This is a genomic window from Gordonia sp. 852002-50816_SCH5313054-c, assembly GCF_001665925.1.
Lineage (GTDB): Bacteria > Actinomycetota > Actinomycetes > Mycobacteriales > Mycobacteriaceae > Gordonia > Gordonia jacobaea.
On the sequence record NZ_LZTE01000081.1, the window covers coordinates 69,573 to 92,378 of the forward strand.

Consider the following 22,806-nt stretch of genomic DNA (forward strand, 5'->3'; position numbering starts at 1 on the left):
GCAAGAGGACACTCCCTTGTCGACGCCTACGAGACGATGAAGCGAGATGGCGCAGTGAATCGGCAGTGCCGTACCTGTCGTGCCGAGCGTGCCCGCATCACCAAATGTCGTCGCGGCCACGACCTCACCGACGAGAGCAATGTGCGTTGGGATGGTGCACGCCGACGCTGCATCACCTGCGCGAACACAACGAAACGTGCCCGAAAGACGCATTGCGCCAACGGGCATGAGTTCCGGCCGGAAACGACATCGGTCAGTGCTAGGGGGTGGAGGACATGCCTGCTGTGTCGTCGCGAGGAGTATGCGCGCCGGGGTACACCGAAGCCGCCTCGTAATCCGGTAGTCGTGTTGCAGGCACCGCCACGTGATGAGAACGCGTTGCCGATCTGCCAGGGCGATGAGCGGTTCACGAGTGATGACCGTGAGGTGTTGATGCAGGCCGCGAAGGCGTGCCGGTCGTGCCCGCTGATCGCTGAGTGTGCTGAACGTGCACTGATTGGCCGCTATTCGTGGGGCGTGTTCGCGGGAAACATTTTGTCAGGCCGCATGTCTCGTCGTCAGCGTTTGGCGTTCGAGGAGATGCGCGCATGACCGCTTATGACGACGGCTACGACGGTCACCCATCCAGCCGCGACTACGACGACAAAGACCACAAGGACTGGATTGACGGCGACTACGACCGCTGGACCAGGGACCACGAAGACGATGCGTAGTCCCTGGTACTTCCCGCCCCGCGAAACCCGCGCCCTCGACGAGTACGAGCAACTCGCCCGCGACGGCGTACCCGAATGCGACATCTGCGGCGTGTGGGGACACCACACCACCAGATGCCCTGAACGGCACAGCCTCAGAACGGTTTCCACGCATGAACCCGACCCCTGGAAGGACACAGCATGAGCGTTTCACCACACGACGAACTGGCGGTACTCACCGCCTACCAGAAGGCCGTAGGTGCCCGCATCAGCGACCTACGCAAGACGCTCGACGACACCACAACTGGACTCAAGCCGGACACGAAACTGCCTGTGTGGGCAGGCGGAATCAAGGTGGGGCGGGTCACCCGCTCACAGGGTGGCGAAACGAAAGCATCCATCATCGACCGCGCCCAACTGAACGCGTTCATCCTCGCGGAAGGCAACGCAACCCTCGACTTGGTGGAGGTGGTGAACACGCCCGAGTGGGCTGTCGCTGAGGCGATCACCCGCGCCGAGAACGGTGAAGCGATCCCCGGTATCAGCATCACCACCACTGCACCCGTGTTGAAGGTGTACGTCGAACCTGACGCCATCCACATCGCGGAGCAGGCGTTGTCGAGACTTCCCGCATTGGGGGCAGGCGATGAATGACATCACTGTATTTGAGGCGTGGTCTAACGTGATGGGCCAGGTGCAGGGCATCCGAAAGGGTGAGCGGAACCAGGCACAGAACTTCAACTTCCGTGGCATCGATGCTGTGCTCAATGCTGTTGGACCGGCACTGCGGGAACATCAGGTGACGGTCGTGCCCACCGCCGAAATGATCGATGTGGAGCGGTATCAGACCGCTAAGGGCGGGCAGATGCAGGGCGTGATTGTGCGCATGACGTACACCGTGTTCGGGCCTGCGGGTGACAGTTTCGCTGGTTCCGCGTACGGGCAGGCAGCAGACGCAGGCGATAAGGCGGTCAGCAAGGCCGAGAGCGTCGCCTATCGGACGTTCCTCCTGCAAGCATTGACGGTCCCCACCGATGAGCCCGACCCCGACTCCCAAGTGCACGAGCGGGTCTCACCGCTGCACGCGGCGAAGATGAATCTCGCAGCCGCCGTCGAGGCGAACGGCATGGACATTGGGAAGTTCGCAACCTGGGCCATGTCCGTGAAGGGGCCGGGGTTGAACATCTCCGAATGCGTTGATGTGGCGAAGATCAACGCCCTCACCGAACGGGTCTCATCGGAAGGCGCAGCGATCCTGGGCGGTTCGGATGAGTGAGCCACTGAACCCTGTCGATGTAGAGAACAGCATCTCCGAGATCGCGAACCGTATCGCGAAAGGAGTTGCGGTCGTGTCGAATGCGTACGCCGCATATCTCGACGCCGACCGCATGTATGACCGGGCGTTCGCGCAAGCCTACATGGCGCACCAGGGGCCAGCGCACGAGAAGAAGTATGCCGCCGAGATTGAGACGGGAGAACTGCGGTCAACACGGGATGAGAAGGATGCAGCATTCCGGTACGCGGATCGGCAGTCGAAAGCTCTGATGGAGCAGCTTCGCGCAATGCAATCGGTCAACAAATCTGTGATGTCGATGTACAGCGTTGCGGGGAGGTCGTGATGTGTCCTGTGTGTGCGTGCGGCTTGGGTACCGGGCAGATGGTGCGCATGGATTGGGCGAACCGTACTGGCGTGCTGGTCGATTGCCCGAACTGTGTGGCGTACAGGCAGTCTCAGGAAGTGTTGGAGGCGTTGTGAGAGCCACAGGGTTTTCGAAGGTTGTGCGCGATCTGGTGGCTGAACGGTCGGGTGGTGTGTGTGAATTGCTGATCCCGGTGGTGTGTACGGGTATGGCGCAGGTGATGCATCATCGTCGGCCTCGCGGGATTGGTGGGACGCGGCGGGTGGACACGAATGAGCCGTCGTCTGCTTTGCATATTTGCGATGCGTGTCATCGGCATCTTGAGGTGTCGGAGCGGGGTGTGGCGCGCCGGAATGGGTGGTTGGTGTCGCAGCACGCGTCTCCGGTGAATGTCCCTGTGTTGTATCGCAGCCGGGTGTGGCTGCTGCTGACTAACGAGGGCGGGTTCGCCCCTTTTCTGGAAGGAACGGCATGACCATCACGATACCACCTATGAATTGGAGAACCGATGAGTGACAGCATGATCCCAGAGTTTTTGCCCACCCTTTCATCCGGAGCGCATAACCCCGGATCAGGTGAAGCCTGCGTGATGGAGTATGTGTCTTTGCTTGCGGGTGAGGCCTGGTCGGATTCGCCTGCCTGTACTCATCCCGCGTTGGCTGCGATGGCACGGCGTGTGAATGATCGACTGCCTGATTGTGAGCGGCATCGTTTGGTGCCATTGATTGGCCGGTTGTTTGGTACCGGCGGTACTGCCACCTCGGGGCCTGAAAGGCACGTGTTGTCTGTGCGTTTGGCGGTGTGGGCTGCACGGGAGGTTCTGGCTTTTACGGGTGAGGATCGTGTGGTGTGTGAGGCCGCGATTGTAGCTGCTGAGGGCTGGTGTGAGGGGACGGTTTCGGCGGAGGAATGTGGCGTCGCCGCCTACGCCGCCTACACCGCCGCCAACGCCGCCGACGCCGCCGACGCCGCTGCCGCCTACTCCGCCGCCAACGCCGCCGACTCCGCCTACGCCGCCTGCGCCGCAGCAGCCTGCGCCGCCGCCAACGCCGCCAACGCCGCCGACTCCGCCTACGCCGCCTGCGCCGACGACAACGCCGCCGCCGCCGCCGCCAACGCCGCCGACTCCGCCTACGCCGCCAACGCCGGCGCTGATCTTGTCGATTTGCTCTCCAGACTCATCGACGAATACGACAGGCTTACCGGGCGCACGGAACATCGGCACGTGTCAGATGGGGAATTGCGGGCACTGGCTGAGGCGATCCGATGAGTGACATTGTGGAGCGGGCGGAACGGCTACTGGCCGGGATCACGCCGGGTCCGTGGTGGTGGACGAATGAACTCCGGCAGCGGCTCATTGCTGGCGGCTCGGAAGATGACCTCTCCGATGCGCGCGAGATAGTCCGCTGTGCCGCGCTACTTCACCCGGACAAGGCTGACGCCGAGTTCATTGCTGCTGCACCGCAACTCGTAGCGGACCTCCTGGCCGAGGTGAAGCGGTTGGAAGGCGACCTGCAAATGGTGGCCGATTTCGCTGGTGCCGCAACCGATGTCAGGGACATCGTGCGCCAGTTGCGGGCGCAGCGATGCGTCGTCGCATCCCTGAGTGCCGAGGTGAAGCGGCTCCGCGACGTTATGGATGAGCTGACCGACGTCTTGTACGTGCCTACCGACGAGATCGTTGACGCCGTACGACGACGGCTGACTCCCCGCGTCATCGAGACGCAAGCCGAGGTGAACGCTCTTCCTGCCGGGGCCGTGGTCCGCGAAAACGGTCCTTACCCAGAGGCTTTCGTATATGAGAAGTACCTCGATGAAACCGAGTGTGACTACAGATGGTTGTATCCGGGTGATAGTGACCCGCAGATCGAGCCACCACTCCCCGTGACGGTCCTCTACGCCCCCGAGGGTGGTGACCTGTGACCGCACGAGATGAGTTGCAGCGGTGGGTGGAAGGCGGCTCTTGGGCCGATCAGGGATACGAATCTGAATTGATACCTGTCGACCTCGCACGCCGGGTGCTGGCCGAGATGGACAGCGGGCGCGATGAACTCGAAGCCACACGAGGCTACGCAGGCAAGATGGCGCGCAAAGCCGAGGCGGCTCAGTTCGACATCGAGGACGCCGACCAACGACGTGACGATTGGAAGTCCCGCTGGCAGGAGGCGGTCCGTCACGCCGACGAAGCATTCGCCGAGCGTGACGCCGCGCAAGCCATCCTCGCCGAAGTGCGGGAGCTACGCGACGAATACCGCGCCTACCTCGACAGCGGCCAAAACCAGGACGACCCGACAGGCATCGGACCCCTCCTCTCCGTGAAGGGCGTCGTCCACGCCCTCACCGCAATCCTCGACAGGAGCACACCATGACCGAACCGAAGAAGTACCGCAAGAAGCCCATAGAGATTGAGGCGATGCAGTGGGACGGCAAGTTCCACTCAGCCGAGCCCATTGCTCGGTGGCTGAACGGGCGTGCGGTTGTGTGGCCAGTCCCGCGAGGCTACGAGCACCACCGGCGTCGAGGGACGGAGCAGGACAGGTCGCGCGGAGACGTCCTCGACACAGCACCCGCATTCCTATCCGTCTATGGCCTCGGCGGTAGCTCTGTACGTGTGGACGCCGGGAGCTGGTTCATCGTTGATAACGACAACGTGAGCGTGCTTACTCGCGAAGAGTTCGCCGCGACGTACGAGGCGGTGGAGTCATGACCGACCACGACACCACCATCCGCGAAGCACGGGAGTACCGGGATGCCCTCACTTCCGGAGACGTCATCACGGTCCAGATCAAGTCCACTGCAAAGCCTCTCGTCCCCGTTGACCCCGACAAGCTGAGCGGAATGCTCGAAGCCCTCCTGGCCGTGATCGAGCAGCAGCAGGCCACCATTGAGCGGTTCGAGGCCAGCAATCGCTACGGCGATCAGATGATCTTCGCGCAATCCGATGTGATCGGCGAACTCAACAATGACGTGAGTGACCTCCGCGCCACCATCGACCGGCAGGCCGAGACATTGCGGCGGGTGCGGGAGCGCGCAAACGACTACGCAGACGCAGGTCTTGCCCGCATCCTCGACGCCGGGGGTGAGGGGTGAGCGAACTCCGAGACCTCGAAGACACGGCGAGTGTGAGCGATGATCCGCGACTACGGCTGGTCCACCCTCACCTACCGACACTGCCGCCACTGCGGCACATCCGACAACGGGAGACCGATGTGAGACCACGCCTACTCGACCTGTTCTGCGGCGCAGGCGGTGCAGCAATGGGCTACCACCGAGCAGGATTCGACGTCATCGGCGTCGACAACAACCCACAACCCAACTACCCGTTCGAGTTCCACGAAGCAGACGCGCTCGACTATCTGGTCGGTAATGGATTGCACTACAACGCAATCCATGCATCGCCACCCTGCCAAGCATCCTGCACCCTCACGAAAGGCACCAACGCCGGCCGCGAGTACACCCAGCTCATCCCACACACCCGCGCCCTATTGGCCTACTACCGTGTGCCAACCATCATCGAGAACGTGCAGGGCTCCGACCTTCGCCGCGACCTCACCCTGTGTGGGGAGATGTTCTCGCTCGGCGTGATTCGGCATAGGTACTTCGAGGTATCGAACTTCACCGCGGTGCAGCCGCACCACAAATCCCACCGCGGGCGCGTCCGGGGGTGGCGGCACGGCAAGTACCACGACGGGCCTTACGTCGCGGTGTACGGAGACGGCGGCGGCAAAGGCTCCATTGATGAGTGGCAGGCCGCAATGGGAATCGACTGGACCGACAACCGAGAAGAAATCGCCGAAGCCATTCCACCCGCCTACACCGAGTTCATCGGCCGGCAGATCATGGCGAGTATTCAGCAGGCCGCGTCATGACCATCGCCGGCGTCCTCCACGACAGCACCTACGCACTCGCACGTCGCGAATACCAGGCTGGGCAACTCGCCTGGGAAGGTATGTGTCTCAGCGACATCGCGGATCGCCTCGGCTGTAGCGCGAAAGCTGTCCGACAACACCTCGACAACATGGACATGATCCCCGACCGCGGCCCGTACCCACAGTGCGGCACCGCCGCGGGCTACAGCATGCACCGCCGCCAAGGAACGCTCGTGTGCCGCGCATGCAACGACGCGGCGAATCAGCAGAAACGGAGAACGGCGTGACGAGCGACTACGGGCAGTTCTTGGCAGCGAAGGTCGATTTCGACAGCCGCACCGGGTTCGAGATCGACCTTGACGACGTGCACCCCGCACTATTCGACCACCAACGTCGGATAGTCCAATGGGCGGTACGCGGCGGACGACGCGCGATCTTCGCCGCGTTCGGACTCGGCAAGTCAATCATGCAACTGGAGATCCTCCGACAGATCCTCAAGCGCGAAGGCGGTATGGCACTCATCGTCTGCCCGCTGGGCGTGCGCACCGAGTTCGCCCACGACGCAAGGAGGCTCGGCGTCCAGACACGGTTCATTCGGCGCAATTCAGAAGTTGACGGCCAGGGCATCTACGTCACCAACTACGAGAGTATTCGGGATGGGAAACTGGACCCGTCGCAGTTCGTGGCGGTGAGCCTCGATGAGGCCGCGATCCTGCGCTCATACGGGTCGAAGACATACCAGACGTTCCTCCCACTGTTCTCCGATGTGCAGTATCGTTTTGTCGCCACGGCCACACCATCACCGAACCGGTACAAGGAACTGATCCATTACGCCGGGTATCTCGGCATCATGGACACAGGATCGGCTCTCACGCGATTCTTCAAGCGCGACAGCACAAAAGCCAACAACCTCACCCTGCATCCCCACCACGAAAAGACGTTCTGGCTGTGGCTCAACTCGTGGTCGGTGTTCCTACAATCCCCGGCCGACATTGGGTGCGACGCCACTGGATACGACCTGCCCGAGCTGGACGTGGTATGGGCCGAGGTCGACGCCGATCACACCTCAGTGAAGTTCGATCGCGACGGCGCGGCACCCCTGTTCAAGGGCGCCGCACTGTCAATGGTCGACGCAGCCAAAGAGAAGCGCGACACCATAGAGCAGAGAGTGGCGAAACTGTGCGGGATGGTCTCACAGCATGACGCGGTGACCGGCGGGGACCAGGTGATCATCTGGTGCGATCTCAACGCCGAGCAGGACGCGATCGAGAAGGCGATGCGTCGCCTGGGGTTTAGCTACTCCTCGATCCACGGGTCACTCGATCCCGACGAGTCCGAACGCCGCCTCGAAGAGTGGCGCGCCCGAAAGACGAAGGTACTCATCGGAAAACCCGTGATGCTCGGCGTCGGAGTGAACCTCCAGCAGTGCAACACCGCATTCTATGTGGGCATCACCCACAAGTTCCACGACTTCATTCAGAGCGTGCACCGAGTGCAGCGGTTCGGCCAGACACGCCGCTGCCGTATCACGATCATCTACGCCGACTCCGAACGCGAAGTGAAGTCCACCCTGCTCACGAAGTGGCATCTACATAAGGAGTTGACCGACAACATGACACGAGTCATCACCGAACACGGCCTATCGAACACGTCGATCGCCGACGCGCTGAAGCGGTCCATCGGCGTCACCAGATCGGAAGCATCCGGTGAAGGATGGCTACTGGCTAATAATGACTGCATACCCGAAACCGCTGCAATGGAAGAGAACTCAGTCGATCTGATCGTCACATCAATTCCGTTCGGCAATCACTACAGCTATTCCAACACCGTCGAAGACCTCGGCTACACCGACAACAATGATCACTTCTGGGCGCAGATGGATTACCTCACCCCAAACCTGCTGAAGATCCTCACCCCCGGACGCATCTACGCCTGCCACGTCAAGGATCGAATCCTGTTCGGAGCGGTCACCGGCGCCGGAATCCCCACTGTCGCACCATTCCACGCCGAGGCGATCCACCACGGCCAGAAGCACGGATTCGACTACATGGGGATGATCACTGTCGTCACCGACGTCGTGCGAGAGAACAACCAGACATATCGGCTGGGCTGGTCCGAGCAGTGCAAGGACGGCTCGAAGATGGGTGTCGGATCACCGGAATACGTCCTACTGTTCCACAAGCCGCAAACGAATCGGGAGAAGGGTTACGCCGACCTCCCGATCGCGAAAGACAAAAGCATCTACACCCGCGCGAGATGGCAGGTTGACGCGCACGCCTTCTGGCGATCCAGTGGGGACCGGAATCTCACCACTGAGGAGTTGTCGGACCTTGGTCCGGAGCAGTTGTCGAAGCTGTTCACTGAGCAGACCATGCGCCAGGTGTACGACTACGAGTCGCACGTGAAGATCGGCGAGGAACTCGACGGCCGTGGCGCTCTGCCTGCCACGTTCATGAGCCTGGCTCCGGCGAGCTGGCGGGATGATGTGTGGCATGACGTGAACCGGATGCTCACGTTGAACGGTGAGCAGTCGAAACGCAACGTGGAGCAACACATTTGCCCGCTCCAATATGACATCGTCGACCGACTTATCGAGCGATTCTCCAACCCTGGAGAGTTGGTATTCGACCCATTCTGTGGCTTGGGAACTGTCCCCATGCGCGCACTCAGGGCCGGTCGCCGGGGCCGTGGCGTCGAGCTAAACGCGGGGTACTGGCTCGACTCGGTGAAGTACCTCGAAGCCGAGGAACGCCGCAATGACATGCCGACACTGTTCGATCTCACCGAGGCCTCATGATGAGCGACCTCGCCAAAGTAGTGGGCCGCATCGAACCCGAATGTACCTGTTCTTGCCATGACTTCCAGGACGGCTGCTGGTGTGGGTACTGCTGCCATCTCGACGACCACACACTCACGGACGGTGATGCCTCGTGACGTGGACCGGACCCCGCTGCCCCCACTGTGAGCGCGCCATGAACGCATGGGGGCGCGTGTGCTGCGACTGCGCGAGGGGGGCGAAAACCATTGCGGCGCAAACAGAAAACAGCAGGACAGAGGGTAGGATGGAGACGACCCCGGCGAGTGCTGGACACACTCAACCGGGGTCTGACCAAACCGTTCTGCCTAGAACAGAAGGGAGTGGCTATGCCTGATCGTAGCCCTCGAACAATCGTTCAGATCATGGATGAGTACGCCTCACTGAGATCACTGTCCAGAGAATACGGTGATGAGCTCTTCGGATGTGCTGATCTGCTGGCTGAGGTGCTGGTTCTCGCCTGCGAGCCGCCTGCGGATCTGGCTGCGGCGATCATCGAGCTCATCGTCCCGGCTGCTGACGAACCGTCTGATGGGTGACGGGGGATTCGTGCGACTTCCATACGAGCTCATCGACAGCGGTCGCCTTACGCAGAACGAGTTGACGGTCTACATCGCCTTGCTGCGGCATAGAGACCATCACTCAGGCCGTTGCTGGCCGTCACACTCGACCGTTGCCAAGGAGGCGAGGGTGGCGAAGTCGACAGCGAAATTGGCGATCAAGAGCCTCGTCGAGAAGGGCGTTGTTCGTGTTGTTTTCTCTGAGCCACGGAAGCCGAACGTGTACGAAGTGTGCCTGTTTTCGAGGTTCCCGAGTGGCCCGGAGGGTGGGTCGGGAGACGACCTAGGTGGGTCGGGAGACGACCTAGGTGGGTCGGGAGACGACCTAGGGCTAGGCCGAGAGACGACCCACCCTAGGTCGGGAGACGACCCCGAACAAGAACCAACAACAAGAACCAATGAACTAGCTCCACCGAACTCGAACCACGAAGAAGCTCTAAGGCTCGACGCGTCGAGCGAGAACGCAGGATTCACATTCACGACCGAACCCGAAAAGCCTGCGACAGGAAAACAGATCACCATCCTCAAAGACCTGTACATCCACATGACTTCCGAAACGCCACCATCAGCGATGGCGAATCAGTGGACGGAGTTCAACAGACGCCAGGCAGACGAGCGGATCACAGCATGGCTCAAAGCGATGCCACGAGGAGACAGCTACGCAGGACCGGCATACGGCGACGCCGCATACAACGCGCTATCCACCAACGGACAGGACGCTGCAGATCGCGGGATGATGCCCGACAACATTGCGAGACTCTTCAAAGGCGGTGCCGCATGAGTCACACGATCACCCTGCCGATCCCGCGCCCACTGCTGACGACGAACCAGGCACGGTCGCGGCATTGGCGAATCGCCTACCGCGCCAAGAACGAAACCGAACTGCTCGTCCGCAACGCCCTCGCACTCGCACCCATTGCGCCACGGACAATCCCGCAAACCGTTTCGGTCACCTGGTTCGCGCCCGACGCCCGACGCCGAGACAGCGACGCCCTGGACTTCACGAAGAAGGCCGTGCTCGATGCGTTGGTGAAATCCGGCGTCCTCGAGGACGACTCCCACAAGTTCGTGACGAGTTCCACCACAGCAGTCGTCATCGACAGAGACGATCCGCGCATCGAGATCACGATTGCCGATACCGATTCCCGCTCCACGGAGAGTCCACCAGCGAACTAAAACCCTGTGCCCCGTATCCGAGTGACCCCCACACCCCGAAAGGCCGTCAAATGCCCACAGAGACGCCAAAGCGCGAAAACCCGCCAATCACGACCGGATGCTGCGACGCGCAATGGTCCGGACTCGCCGCCGCACACTGCGCCGCCTGCCACCACACATTCACCAGCGCAGGCGGATTCGACCGACACCGACGCGGCGGAAACTGCCTCAACCCCGCCGACATCGGAATGGTGACAGCGGACCGGAAATGGCCGGGATGGTCGATGCCCGGTTCATGGAATGGCCCCGACGAGGCCGCGTCATGACGACCACGCACACGCCGCAGCAAACACTCCACGACTTCATCACCACGAGCATCCACCGTTGGATGCACGGCCAACCCCGGCACCGCGATCTGGGTCAGCATGTGGCGCTCGACTTGTGTGACCACTATCGGATTGAGCCGCGATTCAAGAGCAGGAGCAACCACGCATGAGTACACCCCTCACTGACGCCCTCCACGACGGCACCCTGACCGACTCGGATCGTTGGGAGCGGGTACGGGCATTCGTCGACCTCGCTCCGATCACACTCGAATTCGAGGAGATGCCATGAGTGATCCCTACCTCACGCGGGCTGAGATCGACCACCTCGCAAACGAGCTCGCCAAGTTGCCGGGCATCGAAGCGGAACTCGCGGTGGCAGTCACAGGCGTGAGACGTGGTGCTCCTGTTCGCAGAGCCGTGCCGAGATCGAAGCCGCCCTACTCGATCGAGATGCAATCGCTCATCGACGACCTGCGTGACACTCTTGTCGCCGTGGTGCGTGACCTGTGTGAGCAACGTGGCCTGGACTACGACGGCGGGCAAAGTATCTCAGGCATCGGCAAGTGGCTGCACGCGAATCGATTTGGTCTGCAACTCATCGAGTCGGGCGTCGAATCATTCAACGATCTGTGCACCATCATCACTCGGTGTGAGCGTTCACTGTCGTGGAGCGAGCAGGAGTATCGAATCCCCAAGGATCGTGAGGACGAGATGGTCGCCCGAGCCAATCGCTTCGAGGTGGATGCTGCAGCAGTAGAGCGAATGGCACACAAGCTGGGTGATCAGGCCAAAGGACTGAACCGAGACAGGGTGGACTACCTGCGCCGACATGAATACCTCGAGGGTCACCGCAACGTGGACGAGAAGACTGGTGAGCCAGTGGGCAAGTGGTGGTACTACCTCGGCGATGTGCTGTCTGCACATAAGAAGGCGAGAGAGAAACGCGCTCGACTGCCGAAGGTTGACAAGGCTCAGCAACTATCGTGATACGCTACCGCTTGAGCGACCATCATCCCCGGACACCAGCAGGTGCCGGGGATGTTTCGTATCCACACTTCCCCTCATACGCCTCAAGGCACGCAGGGGAATCGGAGGGGCGCGCACTCCGAGCAGCCACACTCGCCAGGCAACGCTGCACAACACCGCGCACAACTTCGGAGGTAGAGCGATGCAACTCCTCGCATGGGCACTCATCACACCCATCTACCTCACAGCCCGCACCATCACAAGCATCACCAAGCGCCTCGAAGTAGCAGCCATACGAGAAGCAGCATGGGCGAATGCAGTAGCAGCAGAGGAAACCTCGGCACATGGCAAGAGCCACTAAGACCACCGCACGCGGACTCGGCTGGCAACACCAACGCACACGCGCCCAACTCCTCACACAACACACAGACGGAACACCCTGCTGGTGGTGCGGACGCCCAATGTTCAAACAACCCGAACGCAACTGGGACACCACACCACTCGAAGCCGACCACACCCTCTCCCGCTCCCAAGGCGGAACACGAGCCGACCGACTACTGCATTCAGTTTGCAATAGGCAGAGGCAAGACGGATCTAGGGACCACTTGCGGCCCGCGGTAACCGGGAGCTCATCAGCTATACCCCCGACATTGGGGTCGCTCGGTCATCGAGCCATGGATTGGCCCTGACCTACCCACAAAGAAGAACCCCCGAACCTGAGGAGAACCCATGCACCGGAAAATCACAGTCATCACCAAGCCGCGCGTGACCCGCACCCCACCCCCCTCAAATATCTGAACCCCCCTGTAGTTGCTGACTCCGAGGTGGTCAGGTTTTTCTCTCCCCCGGTGGAAATGCCCTAGGAAGAGGTGGAGGTTATGGCGTTTGACCGGGACTTATTGCGACCTGGGGGGTTGCAGGCGCGGGGTTCGGCGTTATGGGACGCGCTTACGTCGAATTCGGAATCGGTGGAGCGATGTGTGCTCGCGGGAGAGGCGGCGAGGCTAGCTGATCGGCTCGACAGGCTCGATGAGTTGCTGAGTGGCGATATTGATACCTGGGTTCGGTTGACGCACAGGCTGATGACCGAGGACTACGAACTGAAGATCGATTCGGCTGCGTCGGAGGCACGCCAGACTGCGGCGTCACTTCGGCAGATTCTGTCGCAACTCGCGGAGGGTGCGGCACCAGCGGTGGGAGGTTCGATTGCCGACGAGCTCGAAGCCCGCAGGGCTGCTCGGCAAGCAGACTCCTCGGGTTGAGTGGATCACTCCACGCGCCGCGGACTTCTCGGCGGGGCTGGATGCGCTGGATCTAGCCGATGTGGCTGGCAGGGATTCCCTTAAGTGGCAGCAGTACGCCGTCCGTAAGGGGATGGCGAAGCAACCTTCGGGGTCCTGGGCGGCGTTTGAGGTCGGCGTCGAGGTATCTCGGCAGAACGGGAAGAACGGCTGCATCGAGGTTGTCGAGCTTGGCTGGATGATCACCGAGCCGGGTGTCAGCATTTTGCATACAGCGCACGAGTTCCAGACGGCAATGGAGTCGATGGACAAGCTCGAGGCGCTAATCCGTTCGCATCCGTTACTGGAGAACGAGATTCTCCAGGTTCGGCACGGCAACGGCAAAGAGATGATCAAACTGCGGAACGGTTCGATCATCAGGTTCCGCACTCGAACCAAATCGGGCGGTCGTGGCTTCTCGGTGGATCGACTAGTCATCGATGAGGCCATGATCTGGTCGCCTGCGTCCCAGGCGGCGATCATGCCATTGCTGACGACGGCGAAGAACCCGCAAATCTGGTATCTCGGGTCGGCGGCTGATGCAGATGTCCACGAGTACTGCGGAAAGTGGGCGTCGCTGCGAGCTCGGGCGCTTGCTGGTGATGACCCGGCGCTCATTTGGATGGAGTGGTCGGCACCTGACCCACCGGATGATCCTGTTGCGCGGGCGGAATGGCGCCAGAATCGAGAGAACTGGGCATACGCGAACCCATCTCTCGGGCTCCTCATCTCCGAGCAGTACATCGAGGATGAATGTGCAGCATTCCGTAAGGACATCGAGAAGTGGGAGATCGAGCGGCTGTCGGCGGGGAAGTGGCCGCGCGAGGGCCTTAACCATAGTCCGGTCATCGATCCGGAGGCGTGGAATGCGATGACGAATCAGTTTCCGGCGCTGGTGGGTTCGATCGGCCTGGCTCTCGATCGTAGTCCTGATGGGTCGGTGTGGGTGCTGGCTGCGGCTCAGCACACTGCTGATTCTCGTGTGCATGTGGAGATCGGTTACTGCCGGTCGGCGACGTTGCGTGGTGCTGCCGCGTATGTGTCGAAGGTTGTTGCGGCGTGGGACCCGTGCGTGTTGGTGATTGATCGGAAGTCTGCTGCTGCGGCGGTGGTTCCGTTGCTTGCTGAGGATGGCATCGAGCCGGAGTTGACGGGTGCTCCGCAGATGGCTGTCGCGTGTCAGGGGTTCCTTGATGATGCGGGTGATGGTCAGTTGTCGCATTCGGGGCAGGGGGTGTTGTCGGATGCGGTTGCTGATGCGACGAAGCGGATCATGCCGCAGGGCGATTTTGCGTGGGACCGCACTGAGGGGTCGGTGGCTCCGCTGGTGGCGGTGACGTTGGCCCGGTGGGGTTTGCTCACGTTTGGTCTTGATGTGGCGGGTCCGATGGTTCGTCCGCCGATGCCTGTGCCGGAGAGTGTTTCGGCTGATGTTGATGTGTTGACGGCTGCGTTCTGAGAGGAGGTGGGCTGTGGTGAAGCAAGTTGCGGTGAAGGCGCCGAAGCCTGCGTTCTCTGAGAAGGGCTACGTGTCGAGCATGGTGCCGGATGGCACGTTCTCTCAGTGGGAGATGTTTGAGCGGGTTCCGGATTTGCAGTGGCCGGCGTCGGTGCAGACGTACTCGCGGATGATGCGTGAGGATTCGCGTGTGTCGTCGTTGTATGCGGCGATCACTTTGCCGATTCGGCGTACTCCGTGGCGTATTGAGGCTGCTGGTGCTCGTGATGAGGTGGTGGAGTTTTGCGCCCGTGATCTCGGGTTGCCGATTCAGGGTGGCGATGATTTGCCGCAGCCAGCGCGCACGAAGGGAAAGTTTTCGTGGACGCAGCATCTCGGGTGGGCTCTCACGAATCTTGTGCAAGGACACAGTGTGTTCGAACAGGTGTATCGCGATGACGGTGATGGTTGGGTGCATCTGCATAAGCTGGCGCCTCGTCCGCAGCGCACGATCTCGGCGTGGAATGTGGCGCTCGATGGTGGGTTGATGTCGATTGAGCAGATGGCTCCCGCGTCGACCGGCAAGGTGCTGTACGGGGTGTCTCCGCTGCGTATCCCGATCGGTCGCCTTGTGGTGTATACGCGCGACATGGAGCCGGGGCAGTGGATCGGTAATTCGTTGCTGCGTCCGTCGTTCAAGCATTGGCTACTCAAGGATGAGTTGATTCGCTATCAGGCGGTGGCGATTCGCCGTAACGGCATGGGTGTGCCGATCGCGGAGTCTCCCGAGGGTGCAACACAGGATGATGTGGACTACCTGGCCCGCATGATGCAGTCGTATACGGGTGGAAGTAATTCTGGTGGTGCTCTGCCTCCGGGCGCGAAGATGAGTCTGTTGGGTGTGCAGGGCAACCTCCCCGACATTCAAGCGGCTATTGCCTATCACGACAACATGATTGCGATTGCGGGGTTGGCGCACTTCCTCAACCTGTCGGGTGGCGGGTCGTATGCGTTGGCGTCGGTGCAGGCGGACACGTTTGTGCAGTCGGTGCAGACGTTCGCCGAGTCGATTCGTGACACTGCGACCGCCCACATCGTCGAAGACCTCGTGGACATCAACTTCGGTGTTGATGAACCTGCGCCGCGGATCGTGTTCGACGAGATCGGATCTCGACAGGATGCGACCGCTGCGGCTCTGAAAATGCTGGTGGAGGCAGGCTTGTTGTCTCCGACGATTATGGATGAGCAGACGGTTCGGCAGCAGTTGGGTTTCCCCGCAAAGCCTGAGGGTTCACCTGCGGCGGTACCGCAGGCTCCGGGGTTGGCTCCTGTTGCGGCGTCGAAATCTCGCCGCACATCACCCAATTCAGTGGAGCAGGGGGCGTTGTGGTAGACGTTCCGGCCACTCCGGTGTTGGCGACAATCCCGCGTGTAGAGCTCGGGTCTGTGGGCACCTGGGACATCAGCAATATTGCTGGCTGGCATCCCACTGCTGAGGATTTTGCGTCTGCCGTGTCGGCTCTTGATTGTCCTGCTGTGCGGCGCCCGGTGCTGAAACTTGGGCACTCGGACGGACCTGGCGACCCTGCCTTGGGGTTGATAGACAACCTTGCGATGTCGGCAGATGGACAGACTCTCGTGGGGGATTTCGTTGGCGTACCCGCATGGCTGGCATCGGCAGACGGGGAGGGGCATGCAGTTATTTCGTCGGCTTACCCCGACAGGTCGGGGGAGTGGGAGCACAACTACACATGCCAGCTTGGGCATACTCACCCGTTTGTGCTGCATTCGATGGCGCTACTCGGGGTTGTGCGTCCTGGGATTGGCACTCTGCAAAGTCTCTATGACTTGTACGCGAAGGCACCAGATAAGGAGAAGCCAATGGCTGCTACTGCATTGGCGTCGGTAACTGTTGATCAGGTGCGTTCTGCGTACTACAACGGTCCCGCCGCGAACAACTACAACTTGTGGATTCGGGAAATGCTTATCGACCCGCCACAACTCATCGTCCAGAACGATGCCGACGACTCTTTGCTGAAGGTCCCATATGTGGTCACTGATACCGAGGTGACTTTCGGGGAACCGGCGAAAGTGAAGGTCGAATACATCGATGAATCTCCCGCCCCTAATCCGTCTGCGGACGGTGACCAGGTGGCGGCAGCCGCACCAATTGTTCGGTTCGCGTCGCGCGCCGAATCACGTCCCGGCCGTCCGGTCGGTACGTCCAAGCCCACCGCGGGAGCGGATGGGGTAACCACCGAAGGAGGTTCGGGCGTGGAAATCACGAACGAGCAACTGGCGGCACTCCGCACTGCTCTCGGGCTTGCGGACGACGCCGATCTGAGTGCGATCACCGATGCTGCGAAGGCGATTGGTGATCAACTGCCGACCTTGCGTGAGGCGTTGGGCCTGGCCGAGGACGCCACGATCGATGACATCGCGAAGGCCGTGAAGGATAAGCCTGCCGATGACGGTGCGCCGACTGACGGTCAGCCTGCCGCGGCGTCGACGAAGCTTCCGCAGGGTGTTGTGGCGGTCGATGCGGGTCGTCTGGCGACACTCGAGGCCAACAGTGCCCGGTTCGCGGAGCATCTGGAGAACGAGCGTCGGGCGGGTATCGAGAAGACGCTGAATGCGGCAATCTCGGAAGGCCGTATCACTCCGGCGCACAAGGAGTCGTGGCGTAAGTCGTTCGAGGCAAATGCTGATCAGGCGCGTGACCTGCTCGCCACTCTGGCCCCGAACTCGGCTGTCCCCGTGTCCGAGCTGGGCCACTCGACTGAGCCGGCCGACGTATCCGACGTCCGCGACTCTGCGGCATACAAGGGACTGGAGGGCTGATCATGGCCGGAATTGTTGTGAAGTTCGAGAAGGGCCGGATTACCCACACGGCCGAGGCGCCGATCGTTGGTGGCCAGGTTGTGCATCCGGGTACTGGTCCACGCAGTGCGGTACCGGCGACCGCCGACTCTGAGAAGGTCCTCGGCGTCGCGCTCACCGATGCCGCACCGAAGACCGATCCCGCACCGGGCGTGCTGTATGTCGGCACCGATCAGGTGACCGTCGCGTCGGCGCCAGCCTCCGTGCCGGTGAAGTCGAACAACAGCGCCAACCCGGGTGACCTTGTGGTCGCCCACACCGCGGGTGCGGTGAAGAAGGCCCCGGCCGAGGCGAAGATCACCCAGATCGTCGGCCGCGTCATCGAGAAAATCGGAGGCGCAGACAACATCGTCCTCGTCCGGCTGGGAGGCTGACCAATGGCAGACAACACACCCGTCATCGTGTCGATTAACGATGGCCCGAGCATCACCGTGAAGCAGGTGATGGGCGACCCTAAGGTCATCCCTACTCGCGTGATCGACCTTGTGCGAGATCAGATCGTCGGCGAAACCCTGTTCCGCAATGCGGGAAATCCAGGAAGTCTTCTGGTCCAGTTCCAGAAGTCCAAGCCGATGTTCCTCGATGGTGGCCCTGAGCCCATCGCCGAGTTCGGCGAGATCCCGGTGTTCGACCTGGGTGAGGGTGAACCGGACGTTGCCCGCGCCCTCAAGATTGGTGCAGCCGTGCGTATCTCGCGAGTCATGCGCGACTACAACCAGATCGACAAGGTGAAGCACCAAATCGATGGCGCATCCAACACCATCATTCGGGCCAACGATACGGCATTCCGTGAGGCACTCGACGACGCGGACGTGCCTACGGTCGCGGCTAGTGCCGCATGGGACACCGCCGGGGCGAAGGCCGTCAACGACGTCATCGACGCGATCGATCTCGTGAGCACCGCGACGTACGTCGATGGCGATCCGTCCCAGCCTCTCGGCTTCACCCCTGACACTCTCGCGATCCATCCGTCGAATCTGCGGGCGTGGTTCAAGAGCGACGACTACAAGGCACTCTTCCAGGGCAATGTCGCCGGTGAGCACGTCGCCTTCAAGGGGGCGCTGCCGGAGAAGTTCCTTGGTCTGACGGTGCTCGTGTCGCCGTTCTGGCCACTCGACAAGGCGCTCGTCAGCCAGCGGGGCATCACCGGCTTCTATGCCGATCCCGACCCCTTGCAGGGCACCGGTCTCTACGGGGAGGGTGGCGGCCCCAATGGTGGTCCGACAGAAACCTGGCGTGCGGATTTCACCCATACGCGCGTGATCGGTGTCGATGAGCCGAAGTCTGCTTGCTGGATCACAGGACTGCGCTGATGTCGGAATACCGCCTTCTAGCGCATCTCTGGACCGGAAAGGATGGGGTGCGCCGCCGGCGTGGAGACGTGTTCACTCCCCCCGACAGTGAGGTGCAACGCCTACTGAAGGCGGGCGCCATCGTGTCCGCCGACCCCAATGTTGCCGTGTCTGAGCCGGTGTCGGACGGCAAGCCGGGGCGCCCTCGCCAGACCGCCCCTGTCGCCGAGTGGCGGAAGTACGCGGTCGAGTCGGGGAAGTTCAACGCCGATGAGGCGGAAGAACTAACCAAGGCTGAACTGATCGAGATTCTGTCGTGAGCGGGGAGGGGGTGTTCATTTCGGTTGACGATTTCGCTGCGGGATGGCGCCCCCTCTCTGACGCGGAAGAAATCGACGCGCAGCGACTACTCGATTCCGCAGCGGCATGGATTCGTGAGCAGTACGAGAAATTCCATCACGCGCCGATTGCAGATGATCATCCAGGCGCTATTTCCGTGTCTATCGACGCTGTACGTAACGCGATGGAGACTGGAAAATACGCAGGTCATTTGGCTTACGGCCGAGGGGAGGGGCCACGTTCAAAGTCAGGGACCTTCGCCGCTCCAGGCGGATCACTAGTATTCACAGATTGGCACAAGGAGCAGTTGGGTATCCCGACACGCCCTCGCCCTTCCTTCTCTTTCGACGGGATCGTGCAGGATGCTCGGTACTGAAACTGTCATCGTGACAGGCGATTTTGTCCGCGACGAAGACGGGAATGTCACGTCCGGAACAGGCATCGGCCCTGTCAAAAGATGCCAGGTGCAGCCCCTCACATCACAAGAGTTGGTGGAACGGGGACGCTCTGCCACCGATGATGCTGTTCGTGTTCTCTTGCCGATAACTGAAGGAATCTCGCGTGACTCCGTCCTGATCGTTCGAGGCGAGCGATACCAGGTCGACGGTAACCCTCAGCCATACATCGATCCGGATGATCCTGAGATGTCGGGGTATGACATTGAGGCAACACGGAGGGCGGGGTAGTGGCTGCATCACCGTTTCGACCTGACCGCAAGGGGATCGGCGAGATCCTAAAGACCGAGTTTGTCACCGAAGTCAACAGGCTTGCACAGGAAGTCGGTGATCAGTGCGGTGACGACGTCGAGGTGCGTTTCTACACCACAGACCGTGGTGCAGCATCAGTCACCGTACCCGCCGAAGTGCAGGCCAAGGAAGGTGCGTTGACGCGCGCCGCCACTGCTGTGGGCTTGGAAGTTAAAGCGAAATGACACAGCCGACTGCCGCAGTAAAGCCACAGGATGCTGCGCTGCTGATGAAGTCGTGGCTGAAAACCCGCCTGGCTAGCAGGTTTCCAAACCTGCATGTTCGGCTCAATCACGACCCTGCGTGGGCAATGGGGTCTGACCCCGAGCTCGTTGTGTTCGATGACGGGTCCGCGCTCAATCAGTGGCCCGTCAACACGTCACCAACGATCCGCATCACAACGTGGACGACGGGGCGGGATGTGTCAATTGCCAACCATGTTCTCGGGCTTGTGTTGTGCACTCCCATCACCGGCATAGCAAAAGTGCTTCCGGGGTCATCGGTGATCGAGTCGACCGATTCCAAAACTGGCGCCGATTTGGCGTCTTTCACGGTGCGTACACGCGTCCGCACCGTCGCCCTATAACTGGGCCTGATTCCACCACCCCTCTCCCGTGTGGGTGGCAGCCGCACAAATTCCGTACCCAACAACCCGAGAGGGGTTCTTTCTCATGGCTGGAAATCCCGAGAATGTGAACATTTGGGCTGAGGCCGACGTGTATGTCCTCAAGCCTTCCGATCTGACCGGCGCGCTATCGACGGCGCTGCCCACCGACGCGGATGCTGCGTGGCCTACCGCATGGAAGCCTGCCGGCCTTCTCAACGGCGACGCAGGTTTCGAGGAGTCCGCCGAGTGGGATGAGACCGAGCACTCCGCGTGGGGTTACGGCGTCATCAAGGTCGGCTACAAGGACTTCAAGATGACGCGGAAGTTCACGACCCTCGAAGAGAATCCGACCGTCGCATACCTGCGGTCGAAGAACGACACGGCGACCGCGGTCAAGGTGTCGCGTCCTGCCGACGCCTATCTCGGTTTCGAGACCCGCGACGGTAACGGCAAGATCAAGCGCCGCATCACGACCATGCCGGCGTCGGTGAAGTATTCGGGTGCGACCGAGAATGAGTCGGATCTGCCGGAGGTCGAGTTCGAAGCGAAGATCTTCCCGAACGACGTGAAGGAACTGTTCATCAAGCAGGAAGCGTCGTGATTTCGGTCCGGTTCACGGAGGATCGCGGTTCTCGCGTGAAGGGTGATGTGGCGCGGTTCGACGATGCGTCGGCTGCCTACATCGTCGGCGAGGGCGCGGCGGAGTTCGTGGACGTGCCTGGTGATGTCGTCCCCGAGGAGGAGTTCACGCCTCCGGAGGGGTTCAAGCTGGCTAGCGCCGAGGACGGCGACTGAGCCTGTGAGTGTCGTCCCGCCCGAGTTCTTGTGCGGTGCTCGGGCGGGGCGGCTTCAAACCGCACAACAACCGCACAGGGGATGACATGGCGACGATTCCAACGGACGCGGAGATCCACGCTGCTGGTGAGCAGCTAGGTGTTCTTGACGAGAACGGTGATGTTCCCGCACACAAGCGGGCGCAGGTGGCGAAAGCACTCACCCTCGCCGCCAAGGAATCCCGCCAACAGGTTTCAGCCGCAACTGATTGCGAAGCGTTCGCGCAACGCATCCGACAAGTACAAGACGCACTCCAACACGAGGGCGTCTCAGGTGACAGTTCCGCCCGAGTTCTCGGTGCTATCGCGGCACCACTCTGGCGGGAGATGAAGGAGAAAACCGCACATGACCGCACGCGAGATTGACATCAACGACTACGACGCCGACGACTTTGCCGACGAGTACAACGAGCCACGCACCGAGATCCCCGACCCGGGTCCCAAGCGTGCCGGGAATCGCGCTCAGCGGCGTGAAGCTGCACGCACACATCGGGTGTCGGATGAGCATCCGGTGGAGCGTGAGGCGAACGGCATCACGGTCGTCGCGGTCGACTACGACGGCGAAACGTATTGGGTGCCGTCCGATCCTGCCGAGTGGGATGCGCGCGCGACCCGGGCGTTCGAGGACGGCAAGGCGTTGACGGCGCTCGAGTACATTCTCGAACCTGACCCCGACAGCGGCAAGAGTGGGTATGACCTGCTCACGTCGAAGCGGTATCGGATGAAGCACATCAACGAACTGTTCGAGAAGATCGCGAAGGCTGGCGGGTTCGACTCGTCGGGAAACTGAGGGGCCTGCTCAAACTCATCCATGGCCCGAAGGCTGCGCTTGTAGAGGCTGATCTGGATCGCTTCTATGGGCGTGACCTTCGGGACCTGTGGCGGCGGGATGAGCAGGGTCGCCCTCTGTTGACCTGGCGGATGCTGTACGTGCGGGTCAAAGCACTACCGGCTGACTCCTCGCTCGCGGTTGACGCCAACGGCGGGAAACGCCCCTGGACCGTGAGTGAATACTTGCTCGCGGACTTGTGGGAGTTGCAGGCGAACAAGAACAACAAGCGTGGCGCTACGCCGAAGCGTCATCCGGCGCGTCCTGCCGCGCGAGCGAAGCAACGTACGCCGGAGCAGCAGCGGAAGCATGAGCAGGCGTTGAGGAGGCACCGCCGCCAGTATCAGCGCCACTACGGCTAGCAGTGGTACTCGCCGACTTCGTAGCGAACCTGAGTGGTCACGGGGTTCCCAGGTTTTGCGGAGATTAAGAGAACTTCCGATGGCGAGCCAGAAGAGCTCCAACACCAATTCCGGCTCCCGTCCGACGAGCTCGGCGGGGACTGTAGACGGAGGCTGTTCAGTGTGTCTGGCGGTCGA

At 61.3% G+C, this 22,806-nt stretch carries 31 protein-coding genes; all 31 read left to right on the forward strand.

What is annotated here, in order from left to right:
* The first annotated feature begins 36 nt into the window (after window positions 1–36).
* The 31 genes from A5788_RS24645 (at window position 37) to A5788_RS22025 (ending at window position 22,228) form a co-directional block, all read left to right on the forward strand.
* Entirely contained in the window at window positions 37–591 is a 555-nt protein-coding gene (locus A5788_RS24645; protein ID WP_442902879.1) for a WhiB family transcriptional regulator, read from the forward strand.
* Entirely contained in the window at window positions 588–713 is a 126-nt protein-coding gene (locus A5788_RS24470) for a hypothetical protein (RefSeq protein WP_269449561.1), read from the forward strand. The genes A5788_RS24645 and A5788_RS24470 overlap by 4 nt, the downstream gene beginning before the upstream one ends.
* Before the next feature lie 180 nt (window positions 714–893).
* Window positions 894–1,346 carry a hypothetical protein gene (locus A5788_RS21880; protein WP_064868571.1) on the forward strand — a complete coding sequence of 151 codons (453 nt, stop codon included), beginning with the start codon at window positions 894–896 and terminating at the stop codon, window positions 1,344–1,346.
* Complete coding sequence (locus A5788_RS21885) at window positions 1,339–1,968, forward strand: ERF family protein (protein WP_082937849.1); 630 nt, start codon at window positions 1,339–1,341, stop codon at window positions 1,966–1,968. The genes A5788_RS21880 and A5788_RS21885 overlap by 8 nt, the downstream gene beginning before the upstream one ends.
* A complete protein-coding gene (locus tag A5788_RS21890; RefSeq protein WP_064868577.1) occupies window positions 1,961–2,311 on the forward strand; it encodes a hypothetical protein in 351 nt (116 codons plus the stop codon). The genes A5788_RS21885 and A5788_RS21890 overlap by 8 nt, the downstream gene beginning before the upstream one ends.
* Window positions 2,312–3,179: 868 nt before the next feature.
* Window positions 3,180–3,602, forward strand: a complete 423-nt coding sequence (locus A5788_RS23945) for a hypothetical protein (protein WP_064907322.1) — start codon at window positions 3,180–3,182, stop codon at window positions 3,600–3,602.
* A complete protein-coding gene (locus tag A5788_RS21900; RefSeq protein WP_064868583.1) occupies window positions 3,599–4,255 on the forward strand; it encodes a hypothetical protein in 657 nt (218 codons plus the stop codon). Before A5788_RS23945 ends, A5788_RS21900 begins: the two co-directional genes overlap by 4 nt.
* Window positions 4,252–4,701, forward strand: coding sequence for a hypothetical protein (locus tag A5788_RS21905; protein ID WP_064868586.1), 450 nt, complete (start codon window positions 4,252–4,254; stop codon window positions 4,699–4,701). Before A5788_RS21900 ends, A5788_RS21905 begins: the two co-directional genes overlap by 4 nt.
* Window positions 4,698–5,039 (forward strand): hypothetical protein, encoded by a 342-nt coding sequence (locus A5788_RS21910; RefSeq protein WP_064868589.1) that lies wholly within the window; start codon window positions 4,698–4,700, stop codon window positions 5,037–5,039. Before A5788_RS21905 ends, A5788_RS21910 begins: the two co-directional genes overlap by 4 nt.
* Window positions 5,036–5,422 (forward strand): hypothetical protein, encoded by a 387-nt coding sequence (locus A5788_RS21915; protein WP_064868592.1) that lies wholly within the window; start codon window positions 5,036–5,038, stop codon window positions 5,420–5,422. Before A5788_RS21910 ends, A5788_RS21915 begins: the two co-directional genes overlap by 4 nt.
* Window positions 5,419–6,201 (forward strand): DNA cytosine methyltransferase, encoded by a 783-nt coding sequence (locus tag A5788_RS21920; RefSeq protein WP_197494462.1) that lies wholly within the window; start codon window positions 5,419–5,421, stop codon window positions 6,199–6,201. The genes A5788_RS21915 and A5788_RS21920 overlap by 4 nt, the downstream gene beginning before the upstream one ends.
* On the forward strand, window positions 6,198–6,488 hold the full coding sequence (locus A5788_RS21925; RefSeq protein WP_064868594.1) for a hypothetical protein: 291 nt from the start codon (window positions 6,198–6,200) through the stop codon (window positions 6,486–6,488). The genes A5788_RS21920 and A5788_RS21925 overlap by 4 nt, the downstream gene beginning before the upstream one ends.
* Window positions 6,485–8,998 (forward strand): DNA methyltransferase, encoded by a 2,514-nt coding sequence (locus A5788_RS21930; protein WP_231894096.1) that lies wholly within the window; start codon window positions 6,485–6,487, stop codon window positions 8,996–8,998. Before A5788_RS21925 ends, A5788_RS21930 begins: the two co-directional genes overlap by 4 nt.
* A gap of 383 nt (window positions 8,999–9,381) precedes the next feature.
* A complete protein-coding gene (locus tag A5788_RS24145) occupies window positions 9,382–9,555 on the forward strand; it encodes a hypothetical protein (RefSeq protein ID WP_231895606.1) in 174 nt (57 codons plus the stop codon).
* Window positions 9,548–10,357: a helix-turn-helix domain-containing protein gene (locus tag A5788_RS23685; RefSeq protein WP_197494464.1), complete on the forward strand. Its 810-nt coding sequence runs from the start codon at window positions 9,548–9,550 to the stop codon at window positions 10,355–10,357. Before A5788_RS24145 ends, A5788_RS23685 begins: the two co-directional genes overlap by 8 nt.
* Window positions 10,354–10,752, forward strand: a complete 399-nt coding sequence (locus tag A5788_RS21945; RefSeq protein WP_064868605.1) for a RusA family crossover junction endodeoxyribonuclease — start codon at window positions 10,354–10,356, stop codon at window positions 10,750–10,752. The genes A5788_RS23685 and A5788_RS21945 overlap by 4 nt, the downstream gene beginning before the upstream one ends.
* 50 nt (window positions 10,753–10,802) lie before the next feature.
* Complete coding sequence (locus A5788_RS24650; RefSeq protein WP_442902878.1) at window positions 10,803–11,057, forward strand: FDXHR family putative zinc-binding protein; 255 nt, start codon at window positions 10,803–10,805, stop codon at window positions 11,055–11,057.
* A gap of 166 nt (window positions 11,058–11,223) precedes the next feature.
* Window positions 11,224–11,346 (forward strand): hypothetical protein, encoded by a 123-nt coding sequence (locus A5788_RS24475; protein ID WP_269449562.1) that lies wholly within the window; start codon window positions 11,224–11,226, stop codon window positions 11,344–11,346.
* Window positions 11,343–12,044, forward strand: coding sequence for a hypothetical protein (locus A5788_RS21955; protein WP_064868611.1), 702 nt, complete (start codon window positions 11,343–11,345; stop codon window positions 12,042–12,044). Before A5788_RS24475 ends, A5788_RS21955 begins: the two co-directional genes overlap by 4 nt.
* Before the next feature lie 1,061 nt (window positions 12,045–13,105).
* The gene (locus tag A5788_RS21960) at window positions 13,106–13,285 is read left to right on the forward strand and encodes a hypothetical protein (RefSeq protein ID WP_064868614.1); all 180 of its coding nucleotides are present in this window, start codon (window positions 13,106–13,108) and stop codon (window positions 13,283–13,285) included.
* Window positions 13,230–14,762, forward strand: coding sequence for a hypothetical protein (locus A5788_RS21965; RefSeq protein WP_156525587.1), 1,533 nt, complete (start codon window positions 13,230–13,232; stop codon window positions 14,760–14,762). The genes A5788_RS21960 and A5788_RS21965 overlap by 56 nt, the downstream gene beginning before the upstream one ends.
* 13 nt (window positions 14,763–14,775) lie before the next feature.
* Entirely contained in the window at window positions 14,776–16,134 is a 1,359-nt protein-coding gene (locus A5788_RS21970) for a phage portal protein family protein (protein ID WP_064868620.1), read from the forward strand.
* Window positions 16,135–16,187: 53 nt separating this feature from the next.
* Window positions 16,188–17,582 carry a phage protease gene (locus A5788_RS21975; protein ID WP_156525588.1) on the forward strand — a complete coding sequence of 465 codons (1,395 nt, stop codon included), beginning with the start codon at window positions 16,188–16,190 and terminating at the stop codon, window positions 17,580–17,582.
* A gap of 2 nt (window positions 17,583–17,584) precedes the next feature.
* Window positions 17,585–17,995, forward strand: coding sequence for a structural cement protein Gp24 (locus tag A5788_RS21980; RefSeq protein ID WP_064861372.1), 411 nt, complete (start codon window positions 17,585–17,587; stop codon window positions 17,993–17,995).
* Between the two features lie 3 nt (window positions 17,996–17,998).
* Window positions 17,999–18,934, forward strand: a complete 936-nt coding sequence (locus tag A5788_RS21985) for a phage major capsid protein (RefSeq protein ID WP_064868626.1) — start codon at window positions 17,999–18,001, stop codon at window positions 18,932–18,934.
* A gap of 68 nt (window positions 18,935–19,002) precedes the next feature.
* The gene (locus A5788_RS21990; RefSeq protein ID WP_156525589.1) at window positions 19,003–19,233 is read left to right on the forward strand and encodes a hypothetical protein; all 231 of its coding nucleotides are present in this window, start codon (window positions 19,003–19,005) and stop codon (window positions 19,231–19,233) included.
* A 704-nt stretch (window positions 19,234–19,937) separates the two neighbouring features.
* Window positions 19,938–20,183 carry a hypothetical protein gene (locus A5788_RS22000; protein WP_064868634.1) on the forward strand — a complete coding sequence of 82 codons (246 nt, stop codon included), beginning with the start codon at window positions 19,938–19,940 and terminating at the stop codon, window positions 20,181–20,183.
* Window positions 20,184–20,669: 486 nt separating this feature from the next.
* Window positions 20,670–21,206 carry a hypothetical protein gene (locus A5788_RS22010; protein WP_064868640.1) on the forward strand — a complete coding sequence of 179 codons (537 nt, stop codon included), beginning with the start codon at window positions 20,670–20,672 and terminating at the stop codon, window positions 21,204–21,206.
* 35 nt (window positions 21,207–21,241) lie between these two features.
* Entirely contained in the window at window positions 21,242–21,400 is a 159-nt protein-coding gene (locus A5788_RS22015; RefSeq protein WP_156525590.1) for a hypothetical protein, read from the forward strand.
* Window positions 21,401–21,486: 86 nt separating this feature from the next.
* Window positions 21,487–21,804, forward strand: coding sequence for a hypothetical protein (locus A5788_RS22020; RefSeq protein WP_156525591.1), 318 nt, complete (start codon window positions 21,487–21,489; stop codon window positions 21,802–21,804).
* Window positions 21,785–22,228, forward strand: coding sequence for a hypothetical protein (locus A5788_RS22025; RefSeq protein ID WP_064868646.1), 444 nt, complete (start codon window positions 21,785–21,787; stop codon window positions 22,226–22,228). The genes A5788_RS22020 and A5788_RS22025 overlap by 20 nt, the downstream gene beginning before the upstream one ends.
* Window positions 22,229–22,806: the final 578 nt, after the last annotated feature.

Bases quoted from the DNA above. Each gene is read 5' to 3' on its own strand.
- A5788_RS24645 (WP_442902879.1), top strand. From the start codon at position 37: ATGAAGCGAGATGGCGCAGTGAATCGGCAGTGCCGTACCTGTCGTGCC.
- A5788_RS24470 (WP_269449561.1), top strand. From the start codon at position 588: ATGACCGCTTATGACGACGGCTACGACGGTCACCCATCCAGCCGCGAC.
- A5788_RS21880 (WP_064868571.1), top strand. From the start codon at position 894: ATGAGCGTTTCACCACACGACGAACTGGCGGTACTCACCGCCTACCAG.
- A5788_RS21885 (WP_082937849.1), top strand. From the start codon at position 1,339: ATGAATGACATCACTGTATTTGAGGCGTGGTCTAACGTGATGGGCCAG.
- A5788_RS21890 (WP_064868577.1), top strand. From the start codon at position 1,961: ATGAGTGAGCCACTGAACCCTGTCGATGTAGAGAACAGCATCTCCGAG.
- A5788_RS21900 (WP_064868583.1), top strand. From the start codon at position 3,599: ATGAGTGACATTGTGGAGCGGGCGGAACGGCTACTGGCCGGGATCACG.
- A5788_RS21910 (WP_064868589.1), top strand. From the start codon at position 4,698: ATGACCGAACCGAAGAAGTACCGCAAGAAGCCCATAGAGATTGAGGCG.
- A5788_RS21915 (WP_064868592.1), top strand. From the start codon at position 5,036: ATGACCGACCACGACACCACCATCCGCGAAGCACGGGAGTACCGGGAT.
- A5788_RS21925 (WP_064868594.1), top strand. From the start codon at position 6,198: ATGACCATCGCCGGCGTCCTCCACGACAGCACCTACGCACTCGCACGT.
- A5788_RS24145 (WP_231895606.1), top strand. From the start codon at position 9,382: ATGGATGAGTACGCCTCACTGAGATCACTGTCCAGAGAATACGGTGAT.
- A5788_RS23685 (WP_197494464.1), top strand. From the start codon at position 9,548: ATGGGTGACGGGGGATTCGTGCGACTTCCATACGAGCTCATCGACAGC.
- A5788_RS21945 (WP_064868605.1), top strand. From the start codon at position 10,354: ATGAGTCACACGATCACCCTGCCGATCCCGCGCCCACTGCTGACGACG.
- A5788_RS24650 (WP_442902878.1), top strand. From the start codon at position 10,803: ATGCCCACAGAGACGCCAAAGCGCGAAAACCCGCCAATCACGACCGGA.
- A5788_RS24475 (WP_269449562.1), top strand. From the start codon at position 11,224: ATGAGTACACCCCTCACTGACGCCCTCCACGACGGCACCCTGACCGAC.
- A5788_RS21955 (WP_064868611.1), top strand. From the start codon at position 11,343: ATGAGTGATCCCTACCTCACGCGGGCTGAGATCGACCACCTCGCAAAC.
- A5788_RS21960 (WP_064868614.1), top strand. From the start codon at position 13,106: ATGACCGAGGACTACGAACTGAAGATCGATTCGGCTGCGTCGGAGGCA.
- A5788_RS21980 (WP_064861372.1), top strand. From the start codon at position 17,585: ATGGCCGGAATTGTTGTGAAGTTCGAGAAGGGCCGGATTACCCACACG.
- A5788_RS21985 (WP_064868626.1), top strand. From the start codon at position 17,999: ATGGCAGACAACACACCCGTCATCGTGTCGATTAACGATGGCCCGAGC.
- A5788_RS22010 (WP_064868640.1), top strand. From the start codon at position 20,670: ATGGCTGGAAATCCCGAGAATGTGAACATTTGGGCTGAGGCCGACGTG.
- A5788_RS22020 (WP_156525591.1), top strand. From the start codon at position 21,487: ATGGCGACGATTCCAACGGACGCGGAGATCCACGCTGCTGGTGAGCAG.
- A5788_RS22025 (WP_064868646.1), top strand. From the start codon at position 21,785: ATGACCGCACGCGAGATTGACATCAACGACTACGACGCCGACGACTTT.